This window comes from Pseudomonas guariconensis (genome assembly GCF_024127895.1).
Lineage (GTDB): Bacteria > Pseudomonadota > Gammaproteobacteria > Pseudomonadales > Pseudomonadaceae > Aquipseudomonas > Aquipseudomonas guariconensis_B.
This window is the reverse complement of record NZ_JAMYBK010000006.1, coordinates 63,259-82,234: the sequence shown is the minus strand read 5'-3', so window position 1 is coordinate 82,234 and position 18,976 is coordinate 63,259. Positions and strand designations below refer to the sequence as shown.

Sequence of the window (18,976 nt, the reverse complement as noted above, 5' to 3'; positions counted from 1 at the left end):
AAGATCAGAGCACGCGGCTTTCGAACCGGCTCGCGCCCGGAAGTTCCAGCACCAGCTCATCGCCCACATTCAGTGGGCCGACGCCGGCCGGGGTACCGGTGAGAATCACGTCGCCCGGCTGCAGGGAAAAGTGCGCGGCGATGTGCTGGATGATCGGCACGATAGGGTTGAGCATCATCGCGCTGTTGCCATCCTGGCGGACTTCACCGTTGATCGACAGGCGGATGCCGATGTCGGCCAGGTCCTCGAAGCAGTCGGCGACCACGAAAGGCGGCAACACACAGGCGCCATCGAAACTCTTGGCCAGCTCCCAGGGCAGGCCCTTTTCCTTGAGCTTGGCCTGGACCTCGCGCAAGGTCAGGTCCAGCGCCGGGGCGAAGCCGGAGATGGCATCGCGCACTTCCTCTTCGGTCGGGTGCGTGGACAGCGGCTTGCCCAGCAGCACGGCGATTTCCGCCTCGTAGTGCACCGCGCCCCGGTCGGTCGGGATCTTGAAGCCATCGTCCAGGGGCACCACGCAACTACCCGGCTTGATGAACAGCAGCGGCTCGCTGGGAATGGGGTTGTCCAGCTCCTTGGCATGTTCGGCATAGTTGCGGCCAATGCACACCACCTTGCCCAGGGGGAAGTGGATGCGTGTGCCGTCTAGGTACTGGTGCTGGTAACTCATGGCCGACTCCTCACTGCTTTTTATTCAGGAGCGAAGATCTTACCCGGATTCATGATGCCGTTCGGGTCGAATACCGCCTTTATCGCCTTCATGCAGGCGATTTCCGCCGGTGAGCGGCTATAGCCCAGGTAGTCGCGCTTGGTCATGCCCACGCCGTGCTCGGCGGAGATCGAACCGTTGTAGCGCTCGACGATCTCGAACACCCATTTGTTGACCGTCGCGCAGCGGGCGAAGAACTCGTCCCTGGCCATGTCGTCGGGCTTGAGGATGTTCAGGTGCAGGTTGCCGTCGCCGATGTGGCCGTACCAGACCACCTCGAAGTCCGGGTAGTGCTCGCCGACGATAGCATCGATGTCGCGCAGGAACGCCGGCACCTTGGACACGGTGACTGAAATGTCGTTCTTGTAGGGCGTCCAGTGGGAGATGGTCTCGGAGATGTACTCGCGCAGCTTCCACAGGTTCTTCAGCTGGGTCTCGCTCTGGCTCATGACGCCGTCGAGCACCCAGCCCTGCTCGACGCAGTGCTCGAAGGTGGCGAGGGCTTCATTGGCCACCTGCTCGGTGCTGGCCTCGAACTCCAGCAAGGCGTAGAACGGGCAGGCGGTGTCGAATGGCGGCGGCACGTCGCCGCGGCCCATGACCTTGGCCAGGGCCTTGTCGGAGAAGAACTCGAAGGCGGTCAGGTCGAGCCGGCCCTGGAATGCATGCAATACCGGCATGATCGAGTCGAAGTCCGGCGTGCCCAGCACCATGGCGGTGAGGTTGCGCGGGGTGCGCTCCAGGCGCATGGTCGCCTCGACCACGAAGCCCAGGGTGCCCTCGGCGCCGATGAACAGCTGGCGCAGGTCGTAGCCGGTGGCGTTCTTGATCAGGTCCTTGTTCAGCTCCAGCAGTTCGCCCTTGCCGGTCACCACCTTGAGGCCGGCGACCCAGTTGCGGGTCATGCCATAGCGAATGACCTTGATCCCACCGGCATTGGTGCCGATGTTGCCGCCGATCTGGCTCGAACCGGACGAGGCGAAATCCACTGGGTAATAAAGGCCGTTGTCCTCGGCGAACTGCTGCAACTGGCGGGTGACCACGCCCGGCTCGCACACCACGGTGCGGTCGAAGGCGTTGAAGTCGAGGATCCGGTTCATGTAGTCGAAGGCCACCACCACCTCGCCATGGGCGGCGACCGCGGCTCCCGACAGGCCGGTGCGCCCGCCCGAAGGCACCAGCGCCACCCTGTGCCGGTTGGCCCACAGGACGATGGCCTGCACCTGCTCGATGGTCTTGGGGAAGACGATGGCGCTGGGTGCGGGCGGAAAATGCTTGGTCCAATCCTTGCCGTAGGCCTCCAGCGAGGCCGGGTCGGTGAGGACCTTGCCAGGGTCGACCAGGGTCATCAGCTCATCAAGTACCGCGGCTTGGGTCATCGGTAGAACTCTCGAACTATTCATAGTCACCCTGAGCACTCTTCACCTGTCGGGATAAGCTCAGATTGTGTCGCGTATGCTAGCATAGCCCTCCCGCTGTTCGTGCTAAGGCCGACGCCGCGCCGCTTCACCCCCTGCCATTTTTTCTCCGGGATACAGGTTTACGCAGATGAGCAAGACTTCTCTCGAAAAGAGCAAGATCAGGTTCCTTCTTCTTGAAGGTGTCCACCAGAATGCGGTCGATACCCTCAAGGCTGCCGGGTACACCAACATCGAGTACCTCACTGGTTCCTTGCCGGAAGCCGAGCTGAAGGAAAAGATCGCCGATGCCCATTTCATCGGCATCCGCTCGCGCACCCAACTGACTGAAGAGATCTTCGACTGCGCGAAGAAACTGGTCGCGGTCGGCTGCTTCTGCATCGGTACCAACCAGGTCGACCTCAACGCGGCCCGCGAGCGCGGCATCGCCGTGTTCAACGCGCCCTACTCCAACACCCGCTCCGTCGCCGAGCTGGTGCTGGCCGAAGCCATCCTGCTGCTGCGCGGCATCCCCGAGAAGAACGCCTCCTGCCACCGTGGCGGCTGGATCAAGAGCGCGGCCAACTCCTTCGAGATCCGTGGCAAGAAGCTGGGCATCGTCGGCTACGGCTCGATCGGCACCCAACTGTCGGTCCTGGCCGAAAGCCTGGGTATGCAGGTCTACTTCTACGACCCGCTGACCAAGCTGCCGCTAGGCAACGCCACCCAGGTGACCAGCCTGCACGAACTGCTGGGCCTGGCCGACATCGTCTCGCTGCACGTGCCTGAGCTGCCCTCCACCCAGTGGATGATCGGCGAGAAGGAAATCCGCGCGATGAAGAAGGGCTCGATCCTCATCAACGCCGCCCGTGGCACCGTAGTCGAGCTGGACCACCTGGCCGCCGCGATCAAGGACAAGCACCTGATCGGCGCTGCCATCGACGTGTTCCCGGTCGAGCCGCGCTCCAACGACGAGCAGTTCGAAAGCCCACTGCGTGGCCTGGACAACGTGATCCTGACCCCGCACATCGGTGGTTCCACCGCCGAGGCCCAGGCCAACATCGGCCTGGAAGTGGCCGAGAAGCTGGTCAAGTACAGCGACAACGGTACCTCGGTATCGTCGGTCAACTTCCCGGAAGTGGCCCTGCCGGCGCACCCGGGCAAGCACCGCCTGCTGCACATTCACCAGAACATCCCGGGCGTGCTCAGCGAAATCAACAAGGTGTTCGCCGAAAACGGCATCAACATCTCCGGCCAGTTCCTGCAGACCGACGAGAAAGTGGGTTACGTGGTCATCGACGTGGATGCCGAGTACTCCGATCTGGCCCAGGAGAAACTCCAGCACGTCAAGGGCACCATCCGCTCCCGCGTACTGTTCTGATCCCAAGGGCTGCGTTGCAGCCCATCGCTGGCAAGCCAGCTCCTACAGGTTGGGCGCCGATCTCAAGAGTGGCGCCACCTTGTGGGAGCCGGCTTGCCGGCGATGGGGCGCTCAGCGGCCCCTAATACCGCCGAGCGCCCCCATCAGCATTATTTGACGTCGACGGTGATCTTCTGCGATTCCACGCTCGGCTTGAACGGCACGTGGTACAGATCCCCCAGCACCAATTGCAGGGTGTGCTTGCCCGGCGCCAGGGTGATGGTCGCTTCGGTCTGCGCCTTGCCGAAGTGCAGCACTTGCGGACCAGCCGGCAGCGGCTGGTTGTTCTCCGGCATCAGGCTGGTGGGCAACGGCTGGTCGGCGGCAGGCGCCTCGTTCACGTCCACCAGCAGGTGATGGTGGCCAGTATGAGGGGTCGCATCACCCGCAGGCTTGAGGTCCATGCCCTCGATACCGAACTTGACCGTGAAGGTCTTCTCGACCGTCGCACCGTCGGCGGGGGAAACGATGAAGACCTTGGCGCCCTCCGGCGGCTCCTGGCTCTTCAGGGCATCCGCGGCGCTGGCGAACACCGACGCCCCCATCAGCAGGCCGGCAACGGCAGCACGCGAAAATAGGCTGTTCATTCACTTCTCCTGTGATTCACTTCATTGACCGCTACCGGTTTAACGAATGGCAGCGGTAGTTCAACATAGTCCAATTGTGGCCAAAGGTGTCCTTCGGCGCCGCCAGAAATATTTCCGCAAGGCCTAAACATCGCCAAGGTGTCGAGGTCATAGCCTGCGTCGCGGCGAAGGCCATTCACCCACCGCACAGGAAAGGGAGCATCCATGCGTTTGACCATTGGCGTACTGCTGGCAGCACTGATCAGCCCATTGGCCCAGGCCGAACTGATAGACGAGGTCAATGACCGGGGCGAGCTGCGCATTGCCGTACAGGCCGACACGCCGCCCTATGCCTACAGGGAAAACGAGCACCTGACCGGTTTCGAGATCGAGCTTGGCCAGGCCCTGGCCAACGAGCTGGACGTGCGCGTGGAGTTCATCGAAACGACCGCCGATGACATGCTGCCGGGCGTGGAGAACGGCAAGTACGACATCGCCCTCAACCAGACAGGCGCCGAACAGAAAACCGACGGCGCACTGGACCTCAGCCAGCCCTATGGCCGCGAGAGCCTGGTGATTCCTTTCCAGAAAGACAACCCGGCCTTCGAGAGCGCGGTGAACAACGCCCTGCAGCGGATCGAGGCGGATGGACGGCTGGCGGCGCTGGAGCAGAAGTGGCTCGAGGGGCGGGCAGCGAATGAACCGTAGGCTTTCGGCGTTCCAGCGCTGGGGCTGCAAAGCGGCCCCAGCTACAGGGCTATCCCATCCAGCACCTGCTGCGCCGCTTCCAGCTCCAGCTCGCTGAACACCTGCACCCCTTCCCGTCGCAACAACGCCGTGGTCACCCCTTCACCCGCCACCTTCACGCCGCTGAAGCTACCGTCGTAGGTCAGCCGATTGCCACAGGACGGACTGCCGGACTTGAGCACCGCCACCCGGATCCCATACCGGCGCACCAGCTCCAGGGCCTGCCGGGCACCGGCGAGAAAGGCCTCGCTGACATCCTCGCCACCGACCGTCAGCACCTGTACCTGCCCCTCCAGCACTTGCGCGCCCTGCCCGCCCAGAATCTCCGCAGGCGGACGCGGCGTCGGCAAGCCGCCCGCCACCTCCGGGCAGAGCGGCACCACGCGCCCCTCGGCCTGCCAGCGTTGCAGCAGGCCCGGATGGCCACTGTCACGCCCGTCGTAGCGCACCGGCTGGCCCAGCAGGCACGCGCTGACCAGGACCTTCGGCAGGTCAGAACGGATCGTTGCCACGGCGGCGGAACCAGCCGGTCAGCGACAGGCGCTCACGCCCGGCCGGCAGGACTTCGTGGGGGATGTCGCCGGAGAGGAACACCACCAGGCACCCGGCCTGCGGCTGCACGTCGTGCACCACCTCGTCGGCGAGGAACATGCGCAACTGGCCACCGTCCTCGGGCTGCCAGTCTTCGTTGAGGTAGAGGATCGCCGAAACGGTGCGTCGGTCGTCATCGCGGAAGCGGTCCAGGTGCCGACGGTAGAACGCACCCGGCGGATACAGGGCGAAATGGCACTCGAAGTCCTCCAGGCCCAGGTACAGGCCCTGGTTCAGCGCCTGACGCAGATCGTCCATGGCCGCCAGATACTGGTCGCAGGCCTCGGACTGGCCCGCTTCGAGCCATTGGATGCGGTCGCCACGGATCGCTTCGCGGACCTCCTGGCCGGCGCCACGGCCGACGCTGGCCGGGCTCAGTTCGCGTTGACGGCACTCGGCGGCAAGCTGGCGCAGCAGGCCTGGCGGCAGGACGGCGTCCTGCCGGCTCCAGCCACGGGACGCCAGGTCGTCGACGATGGCCCAACGCAGGGGATGTTCGGATGAAGTGTGCATGGCGCGCATGATAGCCACTCGCCCCGAAGCCCTCCAGCGCCACTTGGCCGACGGTCGCCATTGCGTCTCGACAAAGCCCCGCTACGCCAAGGACAATAGCGACCTGCCGACAGGAGTCCTGAATGCGCCGCTTGTTTTCCCTGCTTCTGCTGATGATCTGCACCATGCCTGTCTGGGCAGACACCCTCGACCAGTTGTACAAGGCCGCCGGCTGGCCCGACCAGCGCGCCCATTTCATCGATGCCGTGAACGCCGCCCAGCAGCGCTACCGCAACAGCCTGCCACCTGCGGTCTACCAGGCGCTGGTCAGCAACAGCAACCAACGCTTCCAGCCCCAGGCCATGGACCGTCGCGCCCAGGCGCAACTGCGCGCCAACCTGGCGAATCCCACGCCCGCCCTGGCGTTCTTCCAGTCGCCGCTCGGCCGCAAGGTGGTGGCCGCCGAGCTGCTGGCCACCCGCAAGGACCAACTGGCCAAGCACGCCAAGGGGCTGCCGAAGGTCCAGGCCAGCGACGACCGCCTGCTGATCATCGGTCACCTGGCCCAGGCCCTGCCGGCCCGCGAAGCCGGTGCCGAGGTCAGCCTGGCGATCGCCGGCGTGGCGGCCGACAGTCTCAGCTCGATGATCCCCGGCCTGTTCGGCGCAGGCCAGGCCCAGGGCCTGCTCGATGGCCAGCGCCAGCGCTTGATGCAGCAGATCGGCGAAGACCTGAACAATACCCTGCTGTACGTCTACCGGGATCTGTCCGATACCGAGCTGGAGGCGTTCGCCACCTTTGCCGAATCCACGGAGGGCCAGGCCTACTACAAGGCGGCCCTGGCGGCGGTACGCGCAGGCCTGGCGGTAGGCCAGAGCACCGCCGACCTGCAGTGATCAGCCCAGGCGCTGGTCGATGAAACTGAAGTAGCGCTGGCGGATGCCCGGCAGCTCGTTGGCCAGATGGTGGCGTGCCTCGGGCAGCATGAGGATCTGCGGTTCGGCGAACTTGGCCTTGAGTACCTTGAGGTTGTAGGGCCAGTCCACCGTGGCGTCCGCTTCCCCTTGCACGATCAAAGGCCGGCGCAGGCTATGCGGCGCCGCCTCGATACGCTTGACCCAGGCCACCAGCGCCCCGACCCAGGCGGTCGGCAGGCGCCTGGGCTGCAGCGGGTCGGCCTCGAGGAAGGGCAGGAAGGCCGGGTCGCTGCTGTTGTCGGTGAAACGCCGCTCGATGCCATTGACGAAGTGGCGCAGCACGCAATAGCTGAATTTCGACCAGTACCAGGCCCGTGGCCGCACCAAGGGGGCCAGCAGGATCACCTGGCCATCGACCGGGCTCTGTTCGCCACGGTGCAGGAGATGATCCACCGCGATCGCGCCGCCGGTACTCTGCCCGCACAGGTGCCAGGGGCGTGGCAGGTCGAGGTCGCGTGCCTGTTCGAACAGGGCATCGAGCGTCTGCTGGTAGAGGCCGAAGTCGGCGATGCTGGCACGCTCGCCGCTGGACAGCCCATGGCCTGGCAGGTCGCAGCTGATTACCGCGAAACCTTGCTGCAAGGCCCACTCGATCACATGACGGTACAGGCCCATGTGATCGTAGTAGCCGTGCAGCAGGAACAAGGTCGCCACCGGCGCCTCAGGCAACCAGACTTGCCCGACCAGCTCGAACCCCGCGGCCCGGAAGCTGCCCAGCCAGCTCTGTGCCGGCAGGTCCAGGCCGTAGTAGCGCTGGTAGTCGCCGGCCTGGGCCGACAGGGGTTGGCGATGCGCGAGGGGAGACAGGCTGGCGCGCAGCAGATCGGGGTGGAATGAGGCGGGCATCGGTACATCCGGAGCGAGTATTGATCTGCGATATTCAGCTCTGGGCCTCGTCGTGGCAAGCTGGAGCACCTTTGCAACGAGCAAGACAGGCCGGGCCCCAGGCCCTTGCGGACAACTCATGGCTCCACGACCCCTCAAACGACTACTGACCCTGCTCGCCGTTCTGCTCTGCGCCGCCGCCCTCTGGTGGGCCTACGACAGCTTCCAGTCCCGCTACCTGCGCCCTTTCGACAGCCAGGCCACGCTGTTCGACGGCAGCCAATTGCGCCTGCCCGCCGAGCTGGCCGGCCCGGGCCCGATCCGCGTGGTGCACTTCTGGGACCCAGGCTGCCCGTGCAACGTCGGCAACCAGCAGCACCTGGGCGAGTTGGTCGAGCGCTTCGCCGCCCAGGGTGTCACCTTCCACGTGCTGTCCAAGCCCGGCAGCCATGGCCAACCACCGGCCGACCTGGGCGCCTTGCAGCCCCTGACGCAACTGCCCGGCAGCGAGCGCCTGCCCGCCAGCCCCGCCGTGGCCATCTGGGATCACCAGGGTCGCCTGGCCTACTTCGGCCCCTACAGCGAGGGTGCCGTGTGCAATGCCAGCAACAGCTTCGTCGAGCCAATCCTCAAGGCGCTCATCGACGGCCGCCAGGTCAATGCCTCCAACACCCTGGCGGTAGGCTGCTACTGCCCCTGGGCCGGCTGACGCACCCGTGCGGGGTTGCCCACCACGACGGCTCCGGCCGGCACATCGCGAGTGACCACGCTCCCTGCGCCGACCACGGCGTTGTCGCCGATGGTCACACCCGGCAGGATGATCGCCCCGCCACCGATCCAGACGTTGTCGCCGATCGTGACCGGCCGCCCGCTTTCCAACCCTGTGCGGCGTACCTCAGGGTCGAGCGGGTGATCGGCGGTGTAGATCTGTACGGCCGGGCCGATCTGGCAGTCGGCACCGATGCGCACGGGCAGCACGTCGAGGATCACGCAGTTGAAGTTCATGAAGGTGTTGGCACCGACACTGATGTTGTAGCCGTAGTCGCAATAGAATGGCGGGCGGATCACCGCCCCTTCGCCAACCTGGGCGAAATGCTCGACCAACAGGCCATGGCGCGCGTCGTTGAGCAGCTCGACGCTGGCGTTGTAACGGTGCATCCAATGCTTGTTGGCGATCTGTTCTGCCTGCAGTTCAGGACAGCTGGCGTGATAGAGCTGGCCGCTGAGCATCTTCTGTTTTTCGCTGAGAGCCATGCAAACTCCTTTCAGGACTAGTCTCAGTTCGCGATTGCGCCGATGATCGGACCACAATTTCTGCCCGAATGCACAAGGAGTTTCAATGAAGCGCAGCCTGACCCTGCTGGCGGTGGTGATCGCAGTGGCCGCCGGCACCGGTTACTGGTACGTGCAGGGCAAGCTGCCACAGCGGGATGGCGAGGTGGCGCTGGCGGGGCTGCAAGCGCCGGTCAGCGTGCGCTACGACGATCGCGGCGTGCCGCATATCCAGGCACGCAACGAACCTGACCTGTACCGCGCCCTGGGCTACGTGCACGCCCAGGATCGCTTGTTCCAGATGGAGATCATGCGCCGCCTGGCCCGGGGCGAGCTGGCCGAGGTCCTCGGCAGCACGCTGTTGCCCACCGATACCCTGTTCCGCAGCCTGCGCATCGGTGAGCAGGCCGAACGCATGCTGGCGCGCCAGGACCGGCAATCCCCCGCCTGGCTCGCCCTGCAGGCCTACCTGGAGGGCGTCAACGCCTGGCAGGCCAGCCACCCCAAGCCCGTGGAGTTCGATCTTTTGGGCATCGCCCCGCGCCCTTTCACCGCCGAGGACACCCTGAGCATCGCCGGCTACCTGGCCTACAGCTTCGCCGCGGCCTTTCGCACCGAGCCTGCACTGACCTACATCCGTGACCGCTTGGGCCCTGAATACCTGGAGATCTTCGACCTCGGCTGGCAACCCGACGGCGCCCTCTCCACGCCCCTGGCCGATGCCGACTGGCGCAGCCTCGAGCACCTGGCACGCCTGAGCCACGAAGCCCTGGGCAATGCCGCCCTGCCCCAGTTCGAAGGCAGCAACGCCTGGGCGGTGGCCGGCAGCCGGACCCGCAGCGGCAGGCCCCTGCTGGCTGGCGACCCACACATCAGCTTCGCCGTGCCGGCGGTGTGGTACGAGGCCGAGCTGTCGGCGCCGGGCTTCGAGCTGTATGGCTACTTCCAGGCCCTCAACCCCTTCGCCCTGCTGGGCCACAACCGTGACTTCGGCTGGAGCCTGACCATGTTCCAGAACGACGACGTCGACCTGGTCGCGGAACAGGTCAATCCACAGGACCCCGACCAAGTCAGGGTCGATGGCCAATGGCGAACGCTGGAAAAGACCACGCAACGAATCGCGGTAAAGGGCGAGGCGCCGGTCAGCATCACCCTGCGCCGCTCGCCCCATGGCCCTGTCGTCAACGAGGTGCTCGGCGAGACGGCCGGCCCCACGCCGATCGCCATGTGGTGGGCATTCCTGGAAACCGAGAATCCGATCCTGGACGGCTTCCACCAGCTCAACCGCGCCGACACCCTGGACAAGATGCGCGAGGCCGCGGCGAAGATCCAGGCACCTGGGCTCAACCTGGTCTGGGCCAACGCCCAGGGCGACATCGGCTGGTGGGCCGCGGCGCAACTGCCGATCCGCCCCGATGGGGTCGATCCGGCGTTCATCCTCGACGGCAGCAGCGCCCAGGCCGACAAGCTCGGTTTCTACCCGTTCAGCGTCAATCCGCAGCAGGAGAACCCAGCCAGTGGCTATATCGTCTCGGCCAACTACCAGCCGCCAGCCGTGATCCCGGTGCCGGGCTACTACAACCTGCCCGACCGTGGCCGCCAGCTCGATCGTCACCTGGCCGACCCGCAAGTGAAATGGGACACGCAGAACAGCCAGGCCCTGCAACTGGATACCGCCACCGACTATGGCCCCCGCACCCTGGCACCACTGCTCGGCACCCTGCGCACGGTCGCCGCGAACGACGAGGAGCGCGAGCTGGTCGAGCAACTGGCAGCCTGGCGCGGCGACTATCCACTGGACTCCACCAGCGCCACACTGTTCAACCAGTTCCTCTACGAGCTGGCGTTCGCCGCCCTGCACGATGAGCTGGGCGATACCTGGTTCCCGGTGTTGATCGGCACCCGTGCCATCGATGCCGCCCTGCCGAGGCTGGCCGCCAACCCGGATTCGCCCTGGTGGAACCTGCGGGGCGCCAACGAGCGAAGCGATCGCCAGGCCATCGTGCGCCTGGCCTGGCAACGCAGCCTCGCCCACCTGCGCGACAGCATGGGCAAGGACCCGACCCGTTGGCAGTGGGGCAAGGCGCATACCCTCACCCACAATCACCCGCTGGGGGCGAAGAAGCCACTGCACCTATTGTTCAACGTCGGCCCCTTCGCCGCGCCGGGCACCCACGAGGTGCCGAACAACCTGTCGGCGAAGATCGGCCCGGCGCCCTGGCCGGTCAACTATGGCCCCTCGACCCGCCGCCTGATCGACTTCGCCGACGCAGGCCAGGCACTGACCATCAACCCGGTCGGGCAAAGCGGTGTGCCCTTCGACAGGCACTACGACGACCAGGCCGAGGCCTACATCGAAGGGCGTTACCACAAGGCCCGACTGGGGCCGATCCCGGCGCACAGCACCTTGCGGCTGGTGCCGACGGCAGGGGCGGCGTCCGGGCAGTGAAGCCTTACCCTGGGAATCGCCTGACGATGACTGTCATTTCTACCAGTAGCCGTGGCGCAGCGGTACGGCTACTTTTCCTTCTTCCCCTCTCTCAGTAAGGAAGCGTCCATGCGCAAGCAATTCGTAGAAATCGACGGAGCCAGGATGAGCTACGTCGACCAAGGCCAAGGCTTCCCCGTGGTGCTAGGCCACAGCTACCTGTGGTCGGCCGCCATGTGGGCGCCGCAGATCGAACAACTGTCAAAGCACTTCCGGGTCCTGGTGCCTGAACTCTGGGGCCATGGCGACTCGGAGGCGCCACCGGCCACGACCACCGACATGAGCGCGCTCACCCGTCAGCACGTGGCCTTCCTCGATGCGTTGGACATCCAGCGATGCCACCTGGTGGGCCTGTCGGTCGGCGGCATGTGGGGCGCGCCGTTGGCCATCGAACATGCCGAGCGGATCGATCGACTGGTGCTGATGGACACCTACCTGGGTGCCGAACCGGAGGAGACCCGGCAGAAGTACTTCGCGCTGCTCGACATGGCCAGCGCGGCGGGTGAGTTCACCGATCAGTTGCTCGACATCATCGTGCCGATCTTCTTCCATGCCGGTGGGCAGACCGTTCCACACATCCGCGAACGCTTCCGTGCCGAGCTCAAGGCCAGTAGCGCCGAAGCCATCCGCAACAGCCTCGATCCGCTGGGCCGGGTGATCTTCGGGCGCCCGGACCTGTTGTCTCGCTTGGGCGAGCTAGCGGCCGAGCGTACCATCGTGCTCTGCGGCGACCAGGACATTCCAAGGCCGGCGCATGAGTCCAACGAGATGGCGCGGCTCATCGATTGCCTGGCGGCGCAAATTCCATGCGCCGGGCATATCTCCTGCCTGGAGAACCCGCAGGTCGTGAGTGATTTCCTGCTGAACTGGTTGCCACGCAATCGCTAGCGGTTGATCCACTGGGGCTGCTTTGCAGCCCCCGGGGAACATCCCCTGTCTCCGGCCCTACGCTCCCAGGCTTGGTACCCTCGCTCAATTCCTTGCATATGCATGTCGAGCGCCTGCACCGACGGGTAACCGCAAATTTCCTTTGTTTGCTCGGGATTTTTCCTGCAAAAGCCGCCTCAAACAGTTTTCGAACTGTGGCCTGCATGGCCCATCCAAGAGCAACCAGGACGATAGCGATGAACAGCCCCAGCACACCGGCTTCGAACGAACAACTCCAGTGGTTGCTGGCCTTGCGCAAGGCCCTTGGGGAGCAGCGCTGAACTGGGGCTGCGTTGCAGCCCTGCTGTTCTGTGCACCGCACAAACGAAAACGCCGACGCAAATGCGTCGGCGTTCTTTGATGGGCAATGCCGTGGCGATCAGAACGCCGGCAGTACCGCACCGCTGTACTTCTTCTCGATGAATGCCTTCACTTGCGGACTGGTCAGCGCCTTGGCCAGCTTCTGGATGGCGTCGCTGTCCTTGTTGTCCGGGCGGGCCACCAGGAAGTTCACGTAAGGCGAGTCGCTGCCTTCGATCACCAGGGCATCCTTGGCCGGGTTCAGGCCGGCTTCGAGTGCGTAGTTGGTGTTGATCATGTCCAGGTCGACCTGGTCCAGCACGCGCGGCAGCATGGCCGATTCCAGCTCGCGGAACTTCAGCTTCTTCGGGTTCTCGGCGATGTCCTTGGGCGTGGCCAGGGCATTCTTCGGATCCTTCAGGGTGATCAGGCCAGCCTTCTGCAGGAGCAGCAGGGCACGGCCACTGTTGCTGCCTTCGTTGGGGATGGCGACGGTGGCGCCTTCCTTCAGCTCGTCCAGGCTCTTGACCTTCTTCGAGTAGCCACCGAAAGGCTCGACGTGCACGCCGATCACGGTTTCCAGGTGGGTGCCCTTGCCCTCGTTGAAGTTCTTCAGGTACGGCAAGGTCTGGAAGTAGTTGGCGTCCAGGCGCTTCTGGTCGACTTGCACGTTGGGCTGGACGTAATCGGTGAAGACCTTCACTTGCAGGTCCACCCCTTCCTTGGCCAGGGTCGGCTTGATCAGCTCGAGGATCTCGGCGTGGGGTACGGGGGTGGCAGCCACCACCAGTTTCTCGGCCGCCTGGGCCAGGCCAGTCAACGACAGGGCGGCAGCCAGGGCGGTGGTCAGCAGGGTTTTCTTCATGGCGATCCTTGTATCAAGCTGGGGCCATCGGGGATGGCGAAGTCGGTTGCTCACCGCTATCTGCAGGAGCGTGAAGCGGACGATACCGGGAATTTTTATTCCGTAACAATATCTTTTGCTTAGCTGCTTATTCCAAAAACAAAAAGCCATTACGGCTTTTGCTTATGACCGACTTCGCGCCGCTCTAGCGCGCGGGTTCCTCCAGGCTGGCCAGGGATGCCAGCAGGATCTGGCGCAGGGTCGCCAGGGTTTCCGGTTCGCGGCTGCGCCCCAGTTGCGCCAGTTGGCCGGCCAGGCTGGCCAAGGGCGTTGTGTCCGGCAGGTCCAGGTGCTCGGGCAGGATCTGCTCGCCGTCGCTCACCAGCAGGGCGAAATGGATGACGTTTTCCAGCTCGCGGGTATTGCCTGGCCAGGCATGGGCTTCCAGGGCCTGCTGGGCCAGCTCGCTGATCAACGGCACCGCGCGGCCCAGGCGCGCACTGTAGATGCCGACGAAGTATTCGGCCAAAGGCAGGATGTCGCCCACCCGCTCGCGCAGGGCCGGCAGTTCCAGTTCGCCTTCGCGCAGGTAGAGGTATAGTCGCTCGTTGAAACGCCCGGCACGCACGGCCTGGGCCAGGTCGATGCTGGTGGCGGCGACCAGCCGTACATCCACCGGCTGCGGACGCTGGGCGCCTACCCGGGTGACTTCACGGTTTTCCAGCGCCGCCAGCAGCTTGCCCTGGATCACCAGTGGCAGGTCGGCGATCTCGTCCAGGTACAGGGTGCCGCCATTGGCCGAGCCGAACCAGCCAGCCCGGCTGCTGGCAGTACCGCCGTGGGTTCCGGCGCTGTAGCCGAACAGTTCGGCGTCGGCATAGGTCGGGCTGATCGCCGCGCAACTCACCGAGACGAACAACCCGCTGCGGTCGCTGGCGCGATGCACCTGGCGGGCCAGCAGCTCCTTGCCGGTGCCGGTCTCGCCGCGGATCAGCACCGGCAATGGCTGCGGCGCCAGGTGCTCGAGGGCCTCGCGCAGTTGCTGCGAGCGCGGATCGATGAACACCAGCGCCTTGGCACGGATGCTCAGGGGGCTTTTATCCAGTTCAGGAAAGGTCAGCAAGGGCTGGCCGAAGGTGTTGTGAAATGTCATGACGAACTCCCGCCCAGGGCCGTTGCCGGCCGGGCGTCAAGGCATTCGATGGATAATCGCCGGATCAGGCGCGACGCAGCGCGCGCTGTTCGATCCGGCCCTGCAGGCGATAGAGGTAGGCGAAGCCCTGCTCCCAGCGTTCGTGGCCGGACTTGACGTTGATGTGCCCGGCGTTGGCCAAAAGACCCGCCTCGGCGCCCCAGGCCCGGGCCAGGTACAGCGCCCGCGGTACGCTCACTGCCGGATCGTTGTCGGAGCTGACCACCTGGCTGGGGAACGGCAAGGCCTGCAGCGGAATAGGTGCGAAGTTGCGCAGGGCCGGCGCGCAGGTTGGCCGCTCGACATCTGCCGGCGCCACCAGCAAGGCCCCGCGTACGCGGCGCAACAAGGCTGGGGAGGCCTGGGCAGCCCAATGGGCAACGGTAACGCAGCCCAGGCTATGGGCGATGAGGATCACTGGCGAGCGTTCGGCGGCAATCGCCTGCTCCAACGCCTGCACCCAGTCGTGCCGCTGCGGTGTCAGCCAGTCCTGCTGCTCGACGCGCGCACTGTTGGGCAACGTACGCTGCCAGTGACTCTGCCAATGGTTGTCTGGCGATCCTTGCCAGCCCGGCACAATCAGATAACGAATCGACTCATTGCGCATGGGGACGCCTCCTGGAAGTTTGCGTGCTTGGGACCAGTATAGGGAGGCGAATATATTCGTAAAGGAATAAGAAGCTATTTATTAATAACTTTTTTGCCTGAAAGCGTGCAGCTAAAAAAAAGGGCCATCCCCTAATGCCGGTCAGTTAAGCGGCGCTTTGTCATTTTTGGGGCTACCTTGCAGCCCATCGCCGGCAAGCCGGCTCCCACAGGGACCGCGGCGACCACACATGATGCGGTTTGCACGGACAATGTGGGAGCCGGCTTGCCGGCGATGGGGCGCGAAGCGGCCCCAAATGACAACTGAAAGTCTTAACTGACCGGCATTAGGCCATCCCCTGCCAAGAGATATGGCCCTGAAGCACTTGCCTGAAGAGGGGTGGGCGGATCAGCGCGCGGTAATCACCGCCAGCTTGGTGATCCCGGCGCGTTCGATGGCCGCCATCGCCCGCGCCACCTCGCCGTAGTTCACGCCGTCATCGGCCTGCAGCTGCACACGCAGCTCGGCGTCCTTGTCCTTGGCGGCCTTGAGGTGGGTTTCCAACAGGTCGGGCTGGATCTCGTCCTTGTTGATGAACAACTTGCCATCGCCGTCGATGCTCACCACCAGCGGGTCCTTCTGCTCCACCGGCGCCACGGCCTCGGTCTTGGGCAGGTTGATGGGGATAGCGTTGGTCAGCAGTGGCGCCGTGACGATGAACACCACCAGCAACACCAGCATGACATCCACCAGCGGCGTGACGTTGATTTCACTGAGGACTTCGTCGCTGTCCTGGGTCGAGAACGCCATGTCAGGAGGCCTCCTTCACCGGCTGGGTGAAACCGGCCTGGGGCTTGTGCGCGGTCGGGTGCACCAGCACGCGGAAGGCACTCTTCTGGGCCAGGCTGTAGAAGTCGTGGGCGAAGTCGTCGAGGTCGGCAGCGGTCAGCTTGAGGCGCCGGAGGAAGTAGTTGTAGACCAGCACCGCCGGCACCGCGACGGCGATCCCCACGCCCGTGGCCACCAAGGCTGCGCCGATCGGGCCGGCGACGGTCTCCAGGCTGGCCGAGCCTGCCGCGCTGATGCCCTTGAGCGCTTCCATGATGCCCCACACGGTGCCGAACAGGCCGATGAAGGGCGAGGTGCTGCCGATACTGGCAACCACCGCCAGGCCAGTCTCCAGAGAGCGACGCTCGCGAACGATCTGCTGGCGCAGGGCACGCTCGAGGCGGTCCTGGTGATTGATGGCGTGGCTCAGGTCGTTGGCCTGGCCCGGCTCGCCAACGGCGATGGCAGCGTAGCCGGCCTGGGCCACACGGGCGGCAGGGCCTGGCAGTTCATGACTGGTCGGCGCAGCCGAGTCCAGGCTGGAGGCCGCCCAGAACTGCGCATGGAAGCGCCTGTCTTGGTTCTTCAGGCGCACGAACTGCGCCACCTTGACCAGGGCCAACGCCCAAGTGACGACGGAGAAGCCGACCAGCAGCCAGATGACTGCGCTTTCAACGGATTCGAGGGGGGATGCCAACAGGCTCATGATGATGTCTTCCTATGTTCGGCCGAGGGACGCGGGTTAACGAAGCTTGAAATCGATGGGCACGCTGACCCAGCCGGCCTGGGCCACATCGCCCTGCTTGGCCGGCACGAAGCTCCAGCGCTTCACGGCAGCCAGGGCGGCGGCGTCCAGTGCCTGGCGACCACTGCTCTTTTGCACCTGGATTTGCCCGGGCTTGCCGCTGGCCAGTACCTCGACGCGCAGCAGCACGGTGCCCTCCCAACCACGACGCAAGGCCATCTGCGGGTATTCCGGCGCCGGATTCTTCAGGTAGGCGGCGTTGGCCGACGGCGGCGTGACCGGTGCCGGTGCGGGCGGCGCCGGCGGCGCGGGGGCCGCCACGGGCGGGGCAGGAGGTGCCTCGACCGGCTTGGGCTTGGGTTGGGGCTTGGCCACCGGCTTGGGTGCAGGCTTCGGTTTGGGCTTGGCTGCAGGCTTGGCCGCCAGCTCGTCGACCACCGGCGGTGGTGGCGGTTCGACGACCGCCGGGGCCGGTGCGGGCGGTGGTGGTTCGACCACGGGCGGCGCAGGTGCGGCGAACTCGATGGTCATGGGGGGAACCTGCGGCGGCACCACCGGCAGCTGCGTTATCGGCTTCTGGCTGATCCAGTAGGCGGCGGCACCGTGCAGGGCCAGGACCAGCAGCCCCAGCGCCAGCTTGTCGCGACGCTTGAGGCCGCTGACCGGTGTGCGTTGCAGGCGCGCGTGCGCCAGTGGCAGACGAAGCGCCCGTCCAAGCTCGACCAGGTCGCCTGGCGCCGGGCGCCACGGCTGGTCGTAGGCCCTGACGGCCGTCTGGACATTACCCATCGATCACACTCCTGGGGTGTTGATTCATGGCTGAATCATCGGTGCCAGAGGCTTATCTCTGAAAGTAATGTTTAAACTTAAAAATAGAACTTTATTGAATATTAATTTTCATGATTTACCGCTGAGCCGCGTCATTCAAGGGCTGCAGCGGGGCAGCGGAATCGCGATGCAGCGTGGGCATGCGAAATATTCATGCAAGGCATCGATGCCGGCGAGAGGAACTGGTGAGGAGCTGGCTTGCCAGCGAAGGGCTGCAAAGCAGCCCCTGGCCCTCTCAACCTGACGGTCGATCAAATATCCACCACCTTCTGCCAGACCTTCGGCCGGAAGAACAAGGTCTCTCCGCGCGCCAGCCCCGTCAGGCTGTCATGGTCCTTGACCACCTCGGCTTCGATCAGCTCGCTCTGCCCCGGCACCTTGAGGGTGACCCGGGTAGTCGCCCCCAGCGGGCGGATGTCGCGAACCTCGGCGGCATGGTGGCCTTCGGTCTCATGGCGCGACAGCGACACCTCGTGGGGACGGAACAGCACATGATGGTCGTCGCTCAGGCTCAACCGGTTGGAATCGCCCAGGAAGTGATAGACGAAGTCGTTGGCCGGCTTCTCGTACACCTCGCCGGGCGAGCCGATCTGCTCGATCACGCCCTTGTTCATCACCACGATACGGTCGGCCACTTCCATCGCCTCTTCCTGATCGTGGGTCACGAACACCGAGGTCAGGTTGATGTCCTCGTGCAACCGCGCCAGCCAGCGGCGCAGCTCCTTGCGCACCTTGGCGTCGAGAGCCCCGAACGGCTCGTCGAGCAGCAGTACCTTGGGCTCCACCGCCAGGGCGCGGGCCAGGGCGATGCGCTGGCGCTGGCCACCGGAAAGCTGCTCGGGGTAGCGGTCGGCGAGCCAGTCGAGCTGGACCATGTTCAGCAGCTCATGCACCTTCTCGGCGATCTTGCTCTCGCGCGGGCGCTCACCCTTGGGCTTCATGCGCAGGCCGAAGGCGACGTTGTCGAACACGCTCATGTGGCGGAACAAGGCGTAGTGCTGGAACACGAAACCGACGTTGCGGTCACGCACGTCATGGCCGGAGACATCCTCGCCATGGAACACGATGTTGCCCTGGTCCGGGGTCTCGAGGCCGGCGATGATGCGCAGCAGGGTGGTCTTGCCGCAACCGGAGGGGCCAAGCAGGGCCACCAGCTCGCCACTGTTGATGTCCAGGTTGATGTTGTCCAGGGCCTGGAAAGTATTGAAGCGCTTGCTGACGTTACGAACTTCGATCGACATG

20 protein-coding genes are annotated in these 18,976 nt (G+C 65.0%); 6 read left to right on the top strand and 14 right to left on the bottom strand.

What is annotated here, in order from left to right; genetic code table 11:
* Positions 1 to 4 precede the first annotated feature (4 nt).
* Positions 5 to 670: a fumarylacetoacetate hydrolase family protein gene (locus tag NJF35_RS09580; protein WP_225787607.1), complete on the bottom strand. Its 666-nt coding sequence runs from the start codon at positions 668 to 670 to the stop codon at positions 5 to 7.
* 20 nt (positions 671 to 690) lie between these two features.
* A complete protein-coding gene (locus tag NJF35_RS09575) occupies positions 691 to 2,088 on the bottom strand; it encodes an FAD-binding oxidoreductase (RefSeq protein WP_253079842.1) in 1,398 nt (465 codons plus the stop codon).
* A gap of 169 nt (positions 2,089 to 2,257) precedes the next feature.
* On the opposite strand from NJF35_RS09575, the gene serA reads away from it, so the two are divergent.
* Positions 2,258 to 3,487, top strand: coding sequence for a phosphoglycerate dehydrogenase (serA, locus tag NJF35_RS09570; protein WP_225787609.1), 1,230 nt, complete (start codon positions 2,258 to 2,260; stop codon positions 3,485 to 3,487).
* Between the two features lie 149 nt (positions 3,488 to 3,636).
* Here the strand turns inward: serA and NJF35_RS09565 are convergent, their stop codons facing one another.
* Entirely contained in the window at positions 3,637 to 4,113 is a 477-nt protein-coding gene (locus NJF35_RS09565) for a DUF4399 domain-containing protein (protein ID WP_225787610.1), read from the bottom strand.
* A 204-nt stretch (positions 4,114 to 4,317) separates the two neighbouring features.
* Between NJF35_RS09565 and NJF35_RS09560 the strand changes: the two genes are divergently transcribed.
* On the top strand, positions 4,318 to 4,800 hold the full coding sequence (locus NJF35_RS09560; protein WP_253079841.1) for a transporter substrate-binding domain-containing protein: 483 nt from the start codon (positions 4,318 to 4,320) through the stop codon (positions 4,798 to 4,800).
* A gap of 41 nt (positions 4,801 to 4,841) precedes the next feature.
* Here NJF35_RS09560 and NJF35_RS09555 read toward each other — a convergent pair whose 3' ends face one another.
* Positions 4,842 to 5,342, bottom strand: coding sequence for a DUF523 domain-containing protein (locus NJF35_RS09555; RefSeq protein ID WP_253079871.1), 501 nt, complete (start codon positions 5,340 to 5,342; stop codon positions 4,842 to 4,844).
* The gene (locus tag NJF35_RS09550) at positions 5,332 to 5,952 is read right to left on the bottom strand and encodes a 2OG-Fe(II) oxygenase (RefSeq protein ID WP_225787612.1); all 621 of its coding nucleotides are present in this window, start codon (positions 5,950 to 5,952) and stop codon (positions 5,332 to 5,334) included. Before NJF35_RS09550 ends, NJF35_RS09555 begins: the two co-directional genes overlap by 11 nt.
* A 113-nt stretch (positions 5,953 to 6,065) precedes the next feature.
* On the opposite strand from NJF35_RS09550, the gene NJF35_RS09545 reads away from it, so the two are divergent.
* A complete protein-coding gene (locus tag NJF35_RS09545) occupies positions 6,066 to 6,818 on the top strand; it encodes a DUF2059 domain-containing protein (protein WP_225787613.1) in 753 nt (250 codons plus the stop codon).
* On the opposite strand, the gene NJF35_RS09540 is transcribed toward NJF35_RS09545, so the two are convergent.
* Positions 6,819 to 7,745 carry an alpha/beta hydrolase gene (locus tag NJF35_RS09540; RefSeq protein ID WP_225787614.1) on the bottom strand — a complete coding sequence of 309 codons (927 nt, stop codon included), beginning with the start codon at positions 7,743 to 7,745 and terminating at the stop codon, positions 6,819 to 6,821.
* 118 nt (positions 7,746 to 7,863) lie between these two features.
* On the opposite strand from NJF35_RS09540, the gene NJF35_RS09535 reads away from it, so the two are divergent.
* The gene (locus NJF35_RS09535) at positions 7,864 to 8,433 is read left to right on the top strand and encodes a DUF6436 domain-containing protein (RefSeq protein WP_225787615.1); all 570 of its coding nucleotides are present in this window, start codon (positions 7,864 to 7,866) and stop codon (positions 8,431 to 8,433) included.
* Here NJF35_RS09535 and NJF35_RS09530 read toward each other — a convergent pair.
* Positions 8,412 to 8,978 carry a sugar O-acetyltransferase gene (locus tag NJF35_RS09530; RefSeq protein WP_225787616.1) on the bottom strand — a complete coding sequence of 189 codons (567 nt, stop codon included), beginning with the start codon at positions 8,976 to 8,978 and terminating at the stop codon, positions 8,412 to 8,414. The genes NJF35_RS09535 and NJF35_RS09530 overlap by 22 nt on opposite strands.
* 85 nt (positions 8,979 to 9,063) lie before the next feature.
* On the opposite strand from NJF35_RS09530, the gene NJF35_RS09525 reads away from it, so the two are divergent.
* Complete coding sequence (locus tag NJF35_RS09525; RefSeq protein WP_225787617.1) at positions 9,064 to 11,445, top strand: penicillin acylase family protein; 2,382 nt, start codon at positions 9,064 to 9,066, stop codon at positions 11,443 to 11,445.
* A gap of 108 nt (positions 11,446 to 11,553) precedes the next feature.
* Complete coding sequence (locus tag NJF35_RS09520; RefSeq protein WP_225787618.1) at positions 11,554 to 12,372, top strand: alpha/beta fold hydrolase; 819 nt, start codon at positions 11,554 to 11,556, stop codon at positions 12,370 to 12,372.
* 418 nt (positions 12,373 to 12,790) lie between these two features.
* Here the strand turns inward: NJF35_RS09520 and NJF35_RS09515 are convergent, their stop codons facing one another.
* From NJF35_RS09515 to NJF35_RS09485, 7 genes are all read right to left on the bottom strand, one after another.
* Positions 12,791 to 13,576 carry a MetQ/NlpA family ABC transporter substrate-binding protein gene (locus NJF35_RS09515; RefSeq protein ID WP_225787619.1) on the bottom strand — a complete coding sequence of 262 codons (786 nt, stop codon included), beginning with the start codon at positions 13,574 to 13,576 and terminating at the stop codon, positions 12,791 to 12,793.
* A 184-nt stretch (positions 13,577 to 13,760) separates the two neighbouring features.
* Complete coding sequence (locus NJF35_RS09510) at positions 13,761 to 14,708, bottom strand: sigma 54-interacting transcriptional regulator (RefSeq protein WP_253090972.1); 948 nt, start codon at positions 14,706 to 14,708, stop codon at positions 13,761 to 13,763.
* A gap of 64 nt (positions 14,709 to 14,772) precedes the next feature.
* Positions 14,773 to 15,354, bottom strand: coding sequence for an alpha/beta hydrolase (locus tag NJF35_RS09505; RefSeq protein ID WP_253090971.1), 582 nt, complete (start codon positions 15,352 to 15,354; stop codon positions 14,773 to 14,775).
* A 387-nt stretch (positions 15,355 to 15,741) separates the two neighbouring features.
* Entirely contained in the window at positions 15,742 to 16,143 is a 402-nt protein-coding gene (locus tag NJF35_RS09500) for an ExbD/TolR family protein (protein ID WP_253090970.1), read from the bottom strand.
* Between the two features lies 1 nt (position 16,144).
* On the bottom strand, positions 16,145 to 16,867 hold the full coding sequence (locus NJF35_RS09495; RefSeq protein WP_225787623.1) for a MotA/TolQ/ExbB proton channel family protein: 723 nt from the start codon (positions 16,865 to 16,867) through the stop codon (positions 16,145 to 16,147).
* 36 nt (positions 16,868 to 16,903) lie between these two features.
* Entirely contained in the window at positions 16,904 to 17,695 is a 792-nt protein-coding gene (locus NJF35_RS09490) for an energy transducer TonB (RefSeq protein ID WP_253090969.1), read from the bottom strand.
* A 290-nt stretch (positions 17,696 to 17,985) separates the two neighbouring features.
* A complete protein-coding gene (locus NJF35_RS09485; protein ID WP_253090968.1) occupies positions 17,986 to 18,975 on the bottom strand; it encodes a sulfate/molybdate ABC transporter ATP-binding protein in 990 nt (329 codons plus the stop codon).
* Between the last annotated feature and the right edge of the window lies 1 nt (position 18,976).